Here is a 14804-nt window from a genome sequence, read left to right on the forward strand (position 1 = left end):
ATGGCGCTATTAGTGAGCCGCTTCACAGGTGGCCGCAGCCGGTTTCAACACTAATCGTAAATCGAGCATTAAGGAGTAAAGCTATGGCCGTAACTAAGCTGGTACTGGTGCGACACGGCGAAAGCCAGTGGAACCAGGAAAACCGCTTCACCGGATGGTATGACGTTGACCTGTCTGACAAAGGTCGCACCGAAGCCAAAGCAGCCGGTCAGCTGCTGAAGAAAGAAGGTTTCGTGTTTGATTTCGCTTACACCTCAGTGCTGAAACGCGCTATCCACACCCTGTGGAACGTGCTGGATGAGCTGGATCAAGCTTGGTTGCCGGTTGAGAAAACCTGGCGTCTGAACGAGCGTCACTACGGTGCGCTGCAAGGTTTAGATAAAGCTGAAACCGCCGCTAAATACGGTGACGAGCAAGTTAAACAGTGGCGTCGTGGCTTTGCCATCACCCCACCAGAGCTGGATCGTGCTGATGAGCGTTTCCCTGGCCATGATCCACGTTACGCTTCACTGACGGATGCACAGCTGCCAACCACCGAAAGCCTGGCGCTGACCATCGAACGCGTCATTCCTTTCTGGAACGAAAGCATTCTGCCGCGCATCAAGAGCGGTGAGAAAGTGATCGTTGCGGCACACGGCAACTCACTGCGCGCGCTGGTTAAATACCTCGACAACCTGAGCGAAGACGAGATCCTCGAACTGAACATCCCAACTGGCGTGCCATTGGTGTATGAGTTCGACGAGAACTTCAAGCCGTTGAAACGTTACTATCTGGGTGATGCTGACGAAATCGCTGCGAAAGCAGCGGCGGTGGCAAACCAGGGTAAAGCAAAGTAAGTTAACGCTGAAATGCAAAAAGGCCAGACGCGAGTCTGGCCTTTTTTATTGCCTGCGGATTTAGCCGCGACGCTGTTTAACCGCCTGCGCCAGTTGACGCAAGGCTTTCTCGGTATCTTCCCAACCAATACAGGCATCGGTGACGCTCTGGCCGTATACCAGCGGTTTGCCGCTGTCGAGGCTCTGATTGCCTTCCACCAGATGACTTTCAATCATCACGCCAGTAATCGCCTGCTCGCCGCCGGCAATTTGCTGCGCCACGTCATCACACACCACCATCTGACGCTGGAACTGCTTGCTGCTGTTGGCATGGCTAAAGTCGATCATCACCTGCGGACGCAGACCGGCTTTTTCCAGTCCGGTTTTTACTGCTGCTACATGATGCGCACTGTAGTTTGGCTCTTTGCCGCCGCGCAAGATGATATGGCAATCTTCGTTGCCGCTGGTTTCAACAATCGCCGAGTGGCCGTATTTGGTGACGGACAGGAAGCAGTGCGGCGCGCTGGCCGCACCAATCGCATCGATGGCCACTTTGATGGTGCCATCAGTACCGTTTTTGAAACCGACCGGGCAAGAGAGACCGGAAGAAAGTTCGCGGTGTACCTGAGATTCGGTGGTACGCGCACCAATCGCGCCCCAGCTCATCAAATCAGCCATATATTGCGGGGTGATCATATCGAGGAACTCACCTGCCGCTGGCAAGCCGAGATCGTTGATATCCACCAGCAGCTTGCGCGCCAGACGCAAACCATCGTTGATTTGGAAGCTGCCATCCATAAACGGATCGTTGATCAGCCCTTTCCAGCCCACCGTGGTGCGTGGTTTTTCAAAGTAAACACGCATTACCACTTCAAGCTCGCCTTTCAGCTCATCACGCAGTTGCAGCAGACGCGCAGCGTACTCTTTTGCCGCTTTAGTATCGTGAATCGAGCACGGGCCGATCACCACCAGCAGGCGATCATCAGCGCCATGCAGAATGCGGTGAATCGCCTGGCGTGATTGTGCAACGGTTTCAGCAGCTTTATCGGTTGCGGGGAATTTCTCAAGCAAAGCAACAGGAGGCAGTAATTCTTTGATCTCTCTGATGCGTAAATCGTCGTTCTGGTAATCCATACTTAATTCCATTCAAATTTCTGGCCCAACGTGCGCCGGGCGCAACCCGACCAATGTAGCCCTTCACGCCGTAGGTGTAAATTACGCGCCGCGGTTAAAATGGTTATCTCAAATTTGCATTTATCACGTGATGAACTAAGCTTTTTAAACGTAAGCACTAAGGATTAACGTGTTTGCATTATTAAATATTTAAGCGAAGCGTAATTGGTGGAATTATATTCCGCGCGATGCGCTCTTTTCGTCACTCAGCACCAGTGGTGTGAGACGGCAACTATCCATTTATTACCGGAGCATAATGATGAATAAGTTTGCAATTATCTTTCTGACGGCAGCGATGACTTTAGGTAGCGGCGCAGCCTTTGCTGCTGATAACAACAACGGTGAAGCCAATGCTTCAGCAGAAGCGGGCGCAGCTGCGGGTGGCGCAAAACAGAATCTGCCACCTAACAATGTTGATAACAGCAAAATCAACAACGGCAGCATGAATACCAACAGTGCCGCTACTTCAGGTACCAGTTCCGGCAATATGTCCGCTGAGCAGATGCACAAAAACACTATGTGCAAAGATGGCAAATGTCCGGACATGAATAAAAAAGTCGGCACCAAGCATCATAAAAAAACGGATGGCACTTCGCAGTAATGCATTCATTCGTTTAAACGGTTATTCACGGGAGGGCATTCGCTCTCCCGTTTATTTTTCCCCTCGCCCTTTTCCGCTATGCTGATGCAATGAATTTCACAGGAATTGTGTCATGGCTTCATTGCTGCTTATTGATGATCACCCGCTGGTTGCGGTCGCACTGGAAGCGGCTTGCGTAAATTCACCCATTACCCTCAACATTCACGCCGCAGGCGATGAAACCGAAGCGCGCCGCTTGATTCAGCAACAGCCATTCGATTTGATTGTGCTGGACATTGGCTTGCCGGATTGCGATGGATTAGAACTCTTACGGCGTTTGCGCGCCCGCGATCAGCAATGCCCTATCTTGATCTATTCGGCGCAGCAAAGCCGCCACACCTTGCTAAGCGCAGTATCATTAGGCGCGGCAGGTTACGTGGTGAAAAGCCAAAGCATGGCGCAATTACTCAGTGCCATTTTGGCAGTACTCGGCGGCAAACAGGCCTTTCCCCCCTTGCCTGCCCGCATTGAATTGCCGTTGACCGATAAAGAGCAGCAGATTGTCGCCTTGCTGGTGCGCGGCTTATCCAATTTGCAAATTGGCGAACAGTTGCATATCAGCAATAAAACCGTCAGCACGCACAAAAAAAACATTCTGGAAAAAATCGGTGTGCAATCGGTGGTGGAACTGGCTGAACTGTGGAAAGCGCAGCAGTGAGAATCCTGCTACTGCTGATATTTATGCTGTTCAGCTTGCTGGCAAAAGCCGATTTGCAACCGGCCAGCAGCGTGATGTTACCCGCGATGATGCCCGCGCCGCACGCCGAGCCCTGGCATGCCACACTGCGCGTGGCAGTTCCGGCACAAAACAGCGCGCCCTGGGCGATGCGTATTGGCGATCGCATTTGGGGCATTGATGCCGATTACCTCAGCGCACTCAGCCAACTTACCGGCACCCACTTTACCTTGCAAAGCTTCGCGGATCGCAGCGCGCAGTTGGCCGCGTTGCAGCGTGGCGAAGTCGATTTAGTGTTAAGCAGCGAACACGCGCAGTTGCCGCCGGATGTTCAACTCAGCGACAGCTGGTACAGCAGCCCGATTCGCATCTATCGCAACCGCGATAACCAACGCGCAGTCATGTTCAACAGTGATACCGCGCAGCTGACTATCGCCGATGCCACCTTGGCGCAGCTGCCAGCGGAGTTTGTGCGCCAGCATCGTTGGCACAGCTTGCCGGGCGATTTGCAGGCGCTGTACGCCTTACTCAATCAACAAAGCGATTATCTGGTCGCCGATGAAGCCAGCGCCGGTTTTCTGCTGGGACAATTGCAGCAAGGGCAGATTTACCAAATCACCGCCGATCCCGGCGCGGGTGAATTGACCTTACGCGCCCTGGCACGCGATAGCGCGTTGATTCAGTGGCTCAATAGCCAGTTGCGCTTGCTGCCAGCTGAATTCAGCAATCGCGTGCAGCAACGCTGGAGCCCGCCGCTGCTGCGATATCAGGACACGCAAACGCTGATGCTGAGCGCGAGCGAGAAGCAGTGGCTGGCACAGCATGCGGAGATTCCCTACGCGGTGGAAGCGGATAATGCGCCGTGGAGCTATCGCGACAGCAATGGCAACGCGCGCGGCTTTGGCATCGATCTGCTTAACGCGCTAAGTCAAAGCACCGGACTGCATTTCACGCCGCGCTGGGTGAATAATCCACAACAGGCGAATACCTTGTTGCAGCAACAGCAGGTGATGCTGAATCTGTTGCAACCGCTGTACGGCGACGATCTCAGCAACAATACGTTGCCGGTGTGGCGCGCCATTTGGGGCATTTACACGCTTTCCAGCCATCAACCGATGAACTGGTTATCGCTGCAAGGCCAGCGCGTTGGCGTGCTGCGCGCCGATTTAGCCCAGCGCTTGCTGCCTGCTGGCATCACGCCGCAGTTGTTCGACGATCGTGCCCAATTGTGGCAAGCGCTGAACAACGGGCAAATCGATGCGTTGGTGGATAACGTGCTCTCGGCACGCTGGCGTATGGCGAGCCACGCGGATAATCGTGTCCATCTGGCCTTTGCCGCCAGCGATATCGCCTGGCCGCTGGCACCGCAGGTCAGCACGGCGCAGCCGCAGTTGCGCGCCCTGCTCGACCATGCGTTACAGCAAATTCCGCCCGATACGCTGAATCAGATGCGCGTAAGTTGGTCACAACCGCCGCAGCCCGGCACCACCATGGCGATGCGCAATGTGCCATTAATGATTCTGATCGCTGCGGGCATCATTATTCTGTTGCTGCTGGCGTTGCTGCTGCGCCGTTATTTGCAACAACGGCGCGAGCGGCTGCAACGCGAACAAGCTGAACGCGCCAACGCCGCCAAAAGTCAGTTTCTCGCCACCGCCAGCCACGAACTGCGCACGCCGATGCAGGCGATTCTTGGATTGCTGGAACTGGAACAGCAACAACATCCCAGTGAACGGCTGACGTTGATGCACAGCAGCGCACGTTCGCTGATGGCGTTGCTCAATGATTTGCAGGATCACGCGCGTATTGAAAATCAAAGCTTCCGCCTCGCGCCGCGCCCGCTCAATCTGACGCATTGGTTGCAGCAACAGCAACAGTTCTACCATCCGCTGATGCGCGATGCGGGGCCAAACATGATTGTTGAGGCAATTACACCGCTGCCAGCTTGCGTGCTGCTGGATGGCGATCGTTTGCAGCAAGTGATCAATAACCTGGTGGCTAACGCGCTGAAGTTTACCCGCCACGGCGAAGTGCGTTTGTCGCTGGCGGTGGCATCGCAGATAGAACTAACCGTTGCGGACAGCGGCAGCGGCATCCCGCTCGATGAACAAGCACAATTGTTTGAGCCTTGGTATCAAGCGCCATCGGGCAAAAGCCATGCGGTACAAGGCAGCGGATTGGGATTGTTTATCTGTCGCGAAATCGTGCAGCGCATGGGCGGAAGCTTAACGCTGACCTCCGCGCCGGATCGCGGCACCACCGTCTGCGTGCAATTGCCGCTGGAGTTGTGCGATGAAACAGCGTCTGAACGTACCGAACGCTGGCCGCATTATCCACATTTACGCGTGGCGATTGTCGATGATCATCCAACTAACCTGTTGGTGATGCAGCAGCAGTTAGCCAACTTCGGGGTGGATGCGCAGGTGTTCGAAGAGGGGCGCGCCTTGCTGCACGCGGATGCCGCGCAGCCGTTCGATATCCTGTTTATTGACCAGATGATGCCGCGCCCGGATGGTTTAACGCTACTGCGCATTCTGCGCCGTCGTCAGCGCCAAACGGGCCGCTCGATGCTGCGCGTGCTGTGCTCTGCCGATGTGCAATTGCTAAAAGTCGATTTGCTGGATGACGAAGCGTTGCTGCTCAAACCGATCGAACTCGATCATCTTGCGCCGCTGCTGGCGCGTGCACAGCACGATCCGCTAGCTGCATTGCCTGAAAGCCTGATGATTCTGGCACAGCATAATCAGGCGTTTATTCCGCGCATCTGCCAGACCTTGCAGCGCACCTTACAGCAGGATCGTGACGCTCTGCTCAACGCGAACGATAGCCAAAATTGGACAGCGCTGGAACACGCGGCGCATCGCATGAAAGGCAGTTGGTTAATGCTGGGCATGGATGCGGTTGCCGATCGCTGTCAGCAACTGATTACCCAGGCCAAACAGCAGCAGATGCAGGTGGATGATGTCAATTTGCTGATATCATTAACAAACAGGTTACTTGAACAACTGGAAAATTATGGCACACACTCACTCTCACAGCGCGCCTAGCGGCAACCGTTCGCGGCTGGCTGCGGCGTTTATCGTCACCGCGCTGTTTATGGTTGCAGAAGTCATCGGCGGGTTGGTTTCGGGTTCATTAGCGTTGTTAGCAGATGCCGGGCACATGTTAACTGATGCCGCCGCGCTACTGGTGGCGTTGCTGGCGGTGCAGTTTGCCCAACGCAAACCGAATGCGCGACATACCTTTGGTTTATTACGCTTAACCACGCTGGCGGCGTTCGTGAATGCCATCGCCCTGTTGGTGATTACGGTATTGATTGTCTGGGAAGCGATTGAACGTTTTTATCAGCCACAGCCGATTGCGGGCGGTTTGATGCTGAGCGTAGCGATTGCCGGATTGCTGGCGAATTTGCTGTCATTTTGGTTGCTGCATCGTGGCAGTGAAGAGAAGAATCTTAATGTGCGCGCCGCGGCCTTACATGTGCTGGGCGATCTGCTTGGCTCGGTGGGCGCGATTGCCGCCGCGGTGATTATCATGCTCACCGGCTGGACGCCGATTGATCCGATTCTGTCGCTGCTGGTGTCTTTACTGGTGGTGCGCAGCGCCTGGTCGTTGTTGCGCGAGAGTTTGCATGAATTGCTGGAGGGTGCGCCGGGCCACATCAACGCCGATAAGCTGGCGCGTGAATTGACGCGTAATATCGCCGAAGTGCGCAACGTGCATCATGTTCATATCTGGCAAGTGGGGGAAAAACCGGTGCTAACGCTGCATGTGCAGGTGATTCCGCCGTACGATCACGACGGATTGCTACAACGCATTCATCAATATCTGCATCAGCATTATCAAATTGCCCACGCCACGGTGCAGATGGAGTATCAACCGTGCAGCGGGCCAGATTGTGAATTGGGATTAGGCAGTGGCGCGCAGCACGATCATCATGACCATGCCGCGCTGGAAGGCCACGCACATCATCATCACTGATGGGATAGCGCACGCGAGCCATGTTCGCGTGCGCTTTGCATCCACAAACGCGAACCATTGAGGGCAATCAGCGTCAGAATCGCGTACTCCAGCGACATCGCATACACGCCCTGACGCGCAAAGATCATCACGCTAATCACATTGATCACCACCCACAACAGCCAGTTCTCAACGTATTTCCGCGTCATCAAAATCATCGCCACAATCGATAGCACCATCATGCACGAATCCCAGAACGGGAAGGCATCCGGCTGCAATTGCGGTATCGTCACATTCAGGCCCAGACTCTGCATAATGCCCACTGCGGTTTTGGTCAGGAAAGCAAACACCGGATCGATATACAGCGTCATAAGCGCAATCGCCAGCACGCAGGCCGCTCCCCAACCCAACGCTTTCGGCAGCGGCAACCAGCGGATTCTTAGCTCAGTTTCATTGTTGGCGGTTTGTCGGCTCCACGCGTACCAGCCGTACACGTTGGCGACAAAGAAGAACAGTTGCAGCAGCAAACTGGCATACAGCTGAATCTGGAAGAAGATCACCGCAAATAGCGTGACGTTGATCAGTCCAAAGAAGTAATTGATGATTTTTTCCAGGCTGGCCAGCCAGATGCACAGCAAGCCAGCAACAGTGCCAACCGCTTCGATCCATGACAGATCGTAGCCGCCGACACCCAACGGAATGTGAACCAGAATATTTTGCGTGCTAAAGAAGTCCATAACCGGCACCTTTTTGAAGGGTGCGCGTCATGCGTTCCCTTTAACCTTAAGTTTGAGATCTGCTGCAAAGGATAGCATGCGATTAAGCGGGATCAACGCGGCCTCGCGCAGCGCAGCATCGACATGGATTTCATGCTCGCGACCGCCACGTTCTAATCCTTCGGCAATCGCTTTCAGACCGTTCATCGCCATCCACGGACAGTGCGCGCAGCTGCGGCAGGTCGCGCCCTCGCCTGCTGTTGGCGCTTCCAGCAGCTCTTTGTCTGGCACCGCCTGCTGCATTTTGTAGAAAATGCCGCGATCGGTGGCGACGATCATTTGTGGATGCGGCAGCGTTTTGGCCGCCTGAATCAGTTGGCTGGTGGAACCCACCGCATCGGCCAAATCGACAATCGCCTGTGGCGACTCCGGATGCACCAGCACCGCCGCATCGGGATACAGCGCCTTCATGCGTTGCAGCGCTTGAGTTTTGAATTCATCATGGACAATGCAGGCGCCCTGCCAGCACAGCACATCCGCGCCGGATTTCTGCGTGACATAGCGGCCAAGATGGCGATCCGGTGCCCAGATGATTTTCTCGCCAAGGCTGTCGAGATGTTCAATCAGTTCAACCGCAATACTCGAGGTGACTACCCAATCCGCGCGCGCTTTCACCGCCGCCGAGGTGTTGGCATACACCACCACGGTACGATCCGGATGTTGATTGCAGAAACGATTGAACTCTTCAATCGGGCAACCGAGATCGAGTGAACATTCCGCCTGCAACGTTGGCATCAACACGGTTTTTTCAGGGCTGAGAATTTTGGCGGTTTCGCCCATAAAACGTACGCCTGCCACCAGCAAGGTTTTTGCCGGATGGTTACTACCAAAACGCGCCATTTCCAGTGAGTCTGATACGCAGCCGCCGGTCTCTTCCGCCAGCGCCTGGATTTCCGGATCGGTGTAGTAATGCGCCACCATTACCGCATCACGCTCTTTCAGTAAGCGTTTGATTTGGTTTTTGTAATGGGATTTTTCATCTTCACTGAGACGCGCCGGTTTAGGCGGGAAAGGATAGATCGCGCTTTCAGGATCGAACATCAGACTCATGACACGGCTCTCGTTTTATCAATTTAACAAAATCGCCAACTGTGGCGATGATGCGGCATCAAAACCGCCATCGTGTTTTATATGCTAAACACGATAGCGGAATTGCGCGAGAGTGTCGTCTCTTTTTTGCGCGCTCTACAGCAATAATGCGCTTTTTTGCGGGCTTTCCAGTTCCAGCAGGAAGGCTTTGACCGCCAGGCCGCCGGCAAAACCGGTGAGTTTGCCGTTGCTGCCAATTACGCGGTGACACGGCGCCATAATCGACAAGGGGTTTTTGCCGTTGGCCGCGCCCACCGCACGCACCGCTTTCGGGTTGCCAATTTGTTCAGCGATTTGCAGATAGCTGCGCGTTTCGCCAAACGGGATGGTGAGCAGCGCTTGCCAGACTTTTTTCTGGAATTCGGTGCCAACGGTATCGTAAGGCATATCAAACTGCTGACGTTCACCGGCGAAATATTCGCGCAGTTGCCGTTCTGCTTCACACAGAATCGGGTGCTGATCGTCGCGACTGATCGGGTTGAGCGGCACGCGCTGCGAACCTTCGTTTTCCCACAAAATCGCCGATAAGCCTTTATCGGTAGCAATCAGCGTCAGTTCCCCAACGGGGGTTTCAGTGATTTTGGCATAATACATAGAGCACCTCCGGCGTAATCTTTGCGCAAGATTATCGCATTTTCGTCAGCCTAAACTGGCTGTTTTCGGTCATCAGCATAAACTGGTTAGCTGTCCGAAAGCAGCGAGTTTTCCTGTTTAGCTTGCGCGACCATGCAGTTTATTTGCTGGAGACGATGATGTTCGATCCTGAAATTGCCTACGAGGCGCTGACCTCGCGCGACAGCCGCTTCGACGGCCTGTTCTTTGTTGGTGTGACCTCAACCGGCATCTATTGCCGTCCCATTTGTCCGGTAAAAGCGCCGATGCAGAAGAACTGCCTTTTTTTCAGCAGTGCGGAAGCGGCCGAAAAAGCACATTTCAGACCTTGCTTGCGCTGCCGACCTGAACTGGCGCCAGGCTTTGCGCCTGTTGATAGCCATCATCGCATTGCCGACCGTTTAATTCGTCGTATTGAAGAAGGTTTACTGGAAGAACAGGAAACGCTCGCCGATATCGCCAGTGAATTTGAACTCAGTGAACGTCAACTGCGGCGGGTGATACAGCAAGAGCTTGGCGTATCGCCATTAGAACTGCGTCAGACGCGCCGTATGCTGCTCGCTAAGCAGCTTTTGACCGAAACCTCGCTGCCAGTGACGGAAATCGCCTACGCCAGCGGCTTTCGCAGTCTCAGGCGTTTTAATGACGTGTTCCAGGCGCGATATCGCATGACGCCGTCGCGGTTGCGAAAGCAAAGCCAGCCGGAATCGGTAAGCGTGATGCAGCAAAGTGCCGAACTGCGATTAAGTTATCGCCCGCCTTACGATTGGGACGCGATGCTCGATTTCTTGCAACAGCGCGTGATGAAGGAAGTCGAATGGGTGAATGACGGCATTTATCACCGCACCGTGGCGCTGGGGAATTGTCGCGGCTGGGTGCGCGTTAGCCATTTAGCTGAGAAGCAGTCACTCAAAATCGAGTTCACCACCACGTTAACGCCGGTGCTGCCAGCTTTGTTGCGACGTCTACGCGATCTGTTTGATTTGGATGCACAGCCACAGCGCATTGCAGAGCATCTCAGCCACGATCCTCTGTTGACGGAGAGTTTGTTGCGTTATCCGGGTTTACGCGTTCCTGGGGCGTTTGACGGCTTTGAATTGGGTGTTCGCGCAATACTCGGCCAACAAGTTACGGTAAAAGCGGCAACGACGTTAAGCAGTCGCATGGCACAGCGATTTGGTGAACCGCTTGAAACCCCGTGGCCGGAACTTTCTCGCTTGCCGCCGACGGCAGAAACCTTGGCGGAGGCGACCATCGACGATATCGCGAGTTTGGGGATTGTTAGCGCGCGGTCACAAGCGATTCTATCACTGGCACAGCCCTGTGCTACGGGAGCATTACGCTTCAATGGCGCAGTAAATCCTGACGTGGTACAGCAACAGTTGTTGGCATTGAAAGGCATCGGCCCGTGGACAGCGAGTTACATCGCCATGCGCGCCCTGCGCTGGCCGGATGCATTTCCAAAAGAAGATATTGCGATTCGCAATAATCTTGGCGGCGTGAGTGCCAAAGTGGCTGAGCAGTTATCGCAGGTTTGGCGGCCGTGGCGTAGTTATGCGGTGCTGCATATCTGGAAAAGTCTGTCGCCGATTAAGAAGCAATAAAATTGCTAACAGGCAAGAAAAGGCGGGAGCGGAAAGAGCGAAGCGTCCGAGCCAGGGATGGCGAGGCCGGTCCACAGGGATGTGAGATTTCTGAGCGATCCGCCCCGCCTTTTACAGCAGGAAACCGATCCCAAAGCATTTAAAACGCAGAAAAGCAAAAAGGCGCCTTTAGGGCGCCTTTCTACATAACTGGTGGGTCGTGCAGGATTCGAACCTGCGACCAATTGATTAAAAGTCAACTGCTCTACCAACTGAGCTAACGACCCGCTGGGGGCTTACAACCTGTTTTTGATGGTGGGTCGTGCAGGATTCGAACCTGCGACCAATTGATTAAAAGTCAACTGCTCTACCAACTGAGCTAACGACCCATCAAGGTTGTGAAGCTTACTGAAGAAATCATCTCACTAACAACGGGTTGAGATGGTGGGTCGTGCAGGATTCGAACCTGCGACCAATTGATTAAAAGTCAACTGCTCTACCAACTGAGCTAACGACCCATCTTCAGGCTGCCGATACTTGTTAAGATATGTCCCGGCAACGGCGGCATATATTACTGATTTAGCGGGAGGGCGCAACCGTTATTTTCCACTAAATCTGTCAATCGCTTACCTTTCATGCTGCAAGACCAGAAATCACACGAAATCCGGTCTTTTATGCACAAATTACAACCCGGCGAGGCGTTTTTGCGCCTGCTTAGCAGAATCACTATTTGGGAATTGTTTGATCACTTGCTGGAAAACTGCCTTGGCTTTCGCCGTGTCATTCTTCTCTTGCATGATCACGCCAACTTTAAACAGTGCTTCTGGGGCTTTTGGCGATTTCGCGTAGTTTTTTACCACAGTGGCAAAATAGTAGGCAGAATCGTCTTTTTTACCCTTGTTGTAAAACAGCTGCCCCAGCCAATAATTGGCGTTCGGCTGATAGGTAGAATCAGGGTATTTCTTCACCCACGCTTGCAGCGCAGTGATCGCCTGATCGTACTGCTTCTTCTCCAGAATCAGTGCAACCGCAGCATTGTAATCCGTATTGGCATCACCGGTTTGTGCTGGCGCAGCCGCACTGGCAGCGTTATCGCTGCTCGCACTACCTGCAGCAGCGGCACCCGCACCGGCCGCAGCAGCATCTGCACCACCGCTGGCCTCCGCACCGTTACTGCCGGAGCTGAGGCTATCGATCTGCTGATAAAGCTGTTTCTGGCGCTCAACCACTTGATTAAGCTGATAGCTGTTTTGCTGGATTTGCCCGCGCAGCGAATCGATATCGTTTTGGTTGTCGCTCATCTGCTGCTGCAACTGCTGCAGAAGCTGAGCCTGGGCATTAGAGATACGTTCAAGAGTGGTGACGCGGTCTTCGACCGAGCCTGAGCCAACGCTACTGATTGACGCCTGGGCATGAGCGGCTCCCAAAGGAGCCGCTACGCCAACCAGTAACGACAGACTCAACAGATGAAGTCTGAAGTTACTAATCATGTGATTCTCTTAGTAAACCAGTACGGCACGACGGTTTTTAGCGTAAGCCGCTTCGTCATGACCCAGTACAGCTGGTTTTTCTTTACCGTAAGAAACGATAGACATCTGGTCAGCAGAAACGCCTTTGCCTTGCAGATACATTTTAACGGCGCTAGCACGACGTTCGCCCAGGGCGATGTTGTATTCTGGAGTACCGCGCTCATCCGCGTGACCTTCGATGGTCACTTTGTAAGACGGGTTGCCACGCAGGAATGCAGCGTGCTGATCCAGCATCTGAGCGTAGTCAGAAGCTACGTCATACTTGTCCAGACCGAAGTAAACGATGTTGTTCTGCTGCAGCTGCTGCATCTGCAGGCGCGCTTGCTCGTCAGAAGACATGTTACCGTTCTGGCCAGCACCGTAAGCACCGTCGTTAGCGCCCATACCGGTCTGATCGTTGTTGTTGTTTTTGTGAGAGCTACATGCAGCTACTGCGATAACCGGCAGAGCCAGCATCAAACCCTTCAGCACTTTGTTCAGTTGCATTTTGTTATCCTATTATATTTTGTTTGCCATACATTTTATCCCCCGCCGTGCAGGGGATTCATGCATCACAGATACGGCGACCAGGCAGGGAATTTGACCTGTCCATCAGTTGCCGGAAGACGCGCTTTGAAACGCCCGTCGGTTGAAACCAACTGCAACACGGAACCCATCCCCTGAGTAGAGCTATAGATTACCATTGTGCCGTTTGGCGCCAGACTCGGCGTTTCATCCAGGAACGTGTCCGTTATTGTTTGAACGGCTCCCGTTACCAGATCCTGTTTGGCGACGTGCTGCGCGCCACCGGCGCTGCTGATCATCACCATCGTTTTGCCGTCGGTTGACACATCCGCATCCTGGTTTTGCGCACCTTCCCAGGTAATACGTTGTGGCGCACCGCCGTTGATACCTACTTTATAAATCTGTGGCGCACCGGCCTGATCCGAGGTGTAAGCCAGCGTCTGGCTGTCCGGGAACCAGGTTGGTTCTGTGCTGTTGTAACGACCATCGGTTACCTGACGCGTTTGACCTGAAGCCAGATCCATCACGTACAAGTTCAGGCTACCGGTTTTCGACAGCGCGAAGGCCAGTTTAGAACCGTCTGGCGAGAAGGCTGGCGCACCGTTATGACGTGGGTACGAAGCCACCTGACGGATTGCACCGTTAGACAAGGTCTGCACCACCAGCGCCGATTTGCCGCTTTCGAAGGTCACGTAAGCCACTTTGCTGCCATCTGGTGACCAGGCTGGCGACATCAATGGCTGCGGTGAACGGTGAACCACAAACTGGTTGTAGCCATCGTAATCCGATACGCGCAATTCATACGGGAACTGGCCGCCGTTGGTCTGCACCACATAAGCGATGCGGGTGCGGAACGCGCCTTTGATACCAGTCAGCTTCTCGAACACTTCATCACTGGCAGTGTGAGCCGCATAACGCAGCCACTGCTTTGTCACTTTGTACGAGTTCTGCGCTAACACGGTGCCCGGTGCGCCGCCAGTGTCCACCAGCTGGTAGGCAATTTGATAGCTGCCATCAGCGTTTGGTGTAACCTGACCGACCACGACCGCATCAATACCCAATGCGCTCCACGCAGCAGGTTGTACTTCCTGCGCGCTGGTTGGTTGTTGTGGCAGACGTGAACGATCGAGCGGATTGAATTTGCCGCTGTTACGTAAGTCAGCGCCAACAATGCCGCCGATGTCTTCTGGTGCCGCGCCTGGGCCAGCCCATTTGAACGGAACCACACCAATAGGACGTGCGGTGTTAACGCCCTGCGTAATTTCAATGCGGACTTCTGCATGCAGCATCGCTGCCCACAGCAGTACAAAAAAACCTAAGGTTACACGAAGTGCCTGCTTCATCTTTTCTCCCTTACCTGAACCAGAGGTTCATGATAATTCGCACAGTTCCTGAAAAACACGAGTACTTATAGAGTACGGCGAGCTAACCATAGTTCAACCTGCCG

At 54.0% G+C, this 14804-nt stretch carries 13 protein-coding genes and 3 tRNA genes; 6 read left to right on the forward strand and 10 right to left on the reverse strand.

The annotated features are described in order from the left end of the window. Positions 1 to 83 precede the first annotated feature (83 nt). Positions 84 to 836 (forward strand): 2,3-diphosphoglycerate-dependent phosphoglycerate mutase, encoded by a 753-nt coding sequence (gene gpmA, locus ACPUC7_RS11740; RefSeq protein ID WP_343554655.1) that lies wholly within the window; start codon positions 84 to 86, stop codon positions 834 to 836. A 60-nt stretch (positions 837 to 896) separates the two neighbouring features. Here the strand turns inward: gpmA and aroG are convergent, their stop codons facing one another. Further along, a complete protein-coding gene (aroG, locus tag ACPUC7_RS11745; RefSeq protein WP_494923067.1) occupies positions 897 to 1949 on the reverse strand; it encodes a 3-deoxy-7-phosphoheptulonate synthase AroG in 1053 nt (350 codons plus the stop codon). A gap of 298 nt (positions 1950 to 2247) precedes the next feature. Here aroG and ACPUC7_RS11750 point away from each other — a divergent pair, with 298 nt between their 5' ends. The 4 genes from ACPUC7_RS11750 to zitB all read left to right on the forward strand — a co-directional run bounded on the left by ACPUC7_RS11750 (position 2248) and on the right by zitB (position 7285). After that, a complete protein-coding gene (locus ACPUC7_RS11750; RefSeq protein ID WP_494923068.1) occupies positions 2248 to 2589 on the forward strand; it encodes a YbgS-like family protein in 342 nt (113 codons plus the stop codon). Between the two features lie 112 nt (positions 2590 to 2701). Further along, complete coding sequence (locus tag ACPUC7_RS11755) at positions 2702 to 3286, forward strand: response regulator (RefSeq protein WP_494923069.1); 585 nt, start codon at positions 2702 to 2704, stop codon at positions 3284 to 3286. 23 nt (positions 3287 to 3309) lie between these two features. After that, positions 3310 to 6351, forward strand: a complete 3042-nt coding sequence (locus ACPUC7_RS11760; RefSeq protein WP_494923207.1) for a hybrid sensor histidine kinase/response regulator — start codon at positions 3310 to 3312, stop codon at positions 6349 to 6351. After that, complete coding sequence (gene zitB / locus ACPUC7_RS11765; RefSeq protein ID WP_343554658.1) at positions 6320 to 7285, forward strand: CDF family zinc transporter ZitB; 966 nt, start codon at positions 6320 to 6322, stop codon at positions 7283 to 7285. Before ACPUC7_RS11760 ends, zitB begins: the two co-directional genes overlap by 32 nt. On the opposite strand, the gene pnuC is transcribed toward zitB, so the two are convergent. The 3 genes from pnuC to ACPUC7_RS11780 form a co-directional block, all read right to left on the reverse strand. Next, positions 7279 to 8001 carry a nicotinamide riboside transporter PnuC gene (gene pnuC, locus ACPUC7_RS11770; protein ID WP_494923070.1) on the reverse strand — a complete coding sequence of 241 codons (723 nt, stop codon included), beginning with the start codon at positions 7999 to 8001 and terminating at the stop codon, positions 7279 to 7281. The two genes, zitB and pnuC, sit on opposite strands and share 7 nt — an antisense overlap. 27 nt (positions 8002 to 8028) lie before the next feature. Beyond that, complete coding sequence (gene nadA / locus ACPUC7_RS11775; protein WP_494923071.1) at positions 8029 to 9090, reverse strand: quinolinate synthase NadA; 1062 nt, start codon at positions 9088 to 9090, stop codon at positions 8029 to 8031. Between the two features lie 135 nt (positions 9091 to 9225). Then, the gene (locus tag ACPUC7_RS11780) at positions 9226 to 9723 is read right to left on the reverse strand and encodes a methylated-DNA--[protein]-cysteine S-methyltransferase (protein ID WP_343554661.1); all 498 of its coding nucleotides are present in this window, start codon (positions 9721 to 9723) and stop codon (positions 9226 to 9228) included. Between the two features lie 158 nt (positions 9724 to 9881). Between ACPUC7_RS11780 and ACPUC7_RS11785 the strand changes: the two genes are divergently transcribed. Further along, positions 9882 to 11345 (forward strand): AlkA N-terminal domain-containing protein, encoded by a 1464-nt coding sequence (locus ACPUC7_RS11785; RefSeq protein WP_494923208.1) that lies wholly within the window; start codon positions 9882 to 9884, stop codon positions 11343 to 11345. 190 nt (positions 11346 to 11535) lie between these two features. Here the strand turns inward: ACPUC7_RS11785 and ACPUC7_RS11790 are convergent. The 6 genes from ACPUC7_RS11790 to tolB all read right to left on the reverse strand — a co-directional run bounded on the left by ACPUC7_RS11790 (position 11536) and on the right by tolB (position 14700). Continuing rightward, positions 11536 to 11611 (reverse strand) — tRNA-Lys (locus ACPUC7_RS11790). 26 nt (positions 11612 to 11637) lie between these two features. Continuing rightward, a tRNA-Lys gene (locus ACPUC7_RS11795) sits at positions 11638 to 11713 on the reverse strand. Between the two features lie 53 nt (positions 11714 to 11766). Further along, positions 11767 to 11842 (reverse strand) — tRNA-Lys (locus ACPUC7_RS11800). A 165-nt stretch (positions 11843 to 12007) separates the two neighbouring features. Next, positions 12008 to 12814 carry a cell division protein CpoB gene (gene cpoB, locus ACPUC7_RS11805; RefSeq protein WP_494923072.1) on the reverse strand — a complete coding sequence of 269 codons (807 nt, stop codon included), beginning with the start codon at positions 12812 to 12814 and terminating at the stop codon, positions 12008 to 12010. A 9-nt stretch (positions 12815 to 12823) separates the two neighbouring features. Further along, complete coding sequence (pal, locus tag ACPUC7_RS11810) at positions 12824 to 13339, reverse strand: peptidoglycan-associated lipoprotein Pal (protein WP_008107396.1); 516 nt, start codon at positions 13337 to 13339, stop codon at positions 12824 to 12826. Between the two features lie 65 nt (positions 13340 to 13404). After that, positions 13405 to 14700 carry a Tol-Pal system beta propeller repeat protein TolB gene (tolB, locus tag ACPUC7_RS11815; RefSeq protein ID WP_494923073.1) on the reverse strand — a complete coding sequence of 432 codons (1296 nt, stop codon included), beginning with the start codon at positions 14698 to 14700 and terminating at the stop codon, positions 13405 to 13407. Between the last annotated feature and the right edge of the window lie 104 nt (positions 14701 to 14804).

The sequence above is a fragment of the Pantoea sp. CFCC18179 genome, from assembly GCF_059412405.1.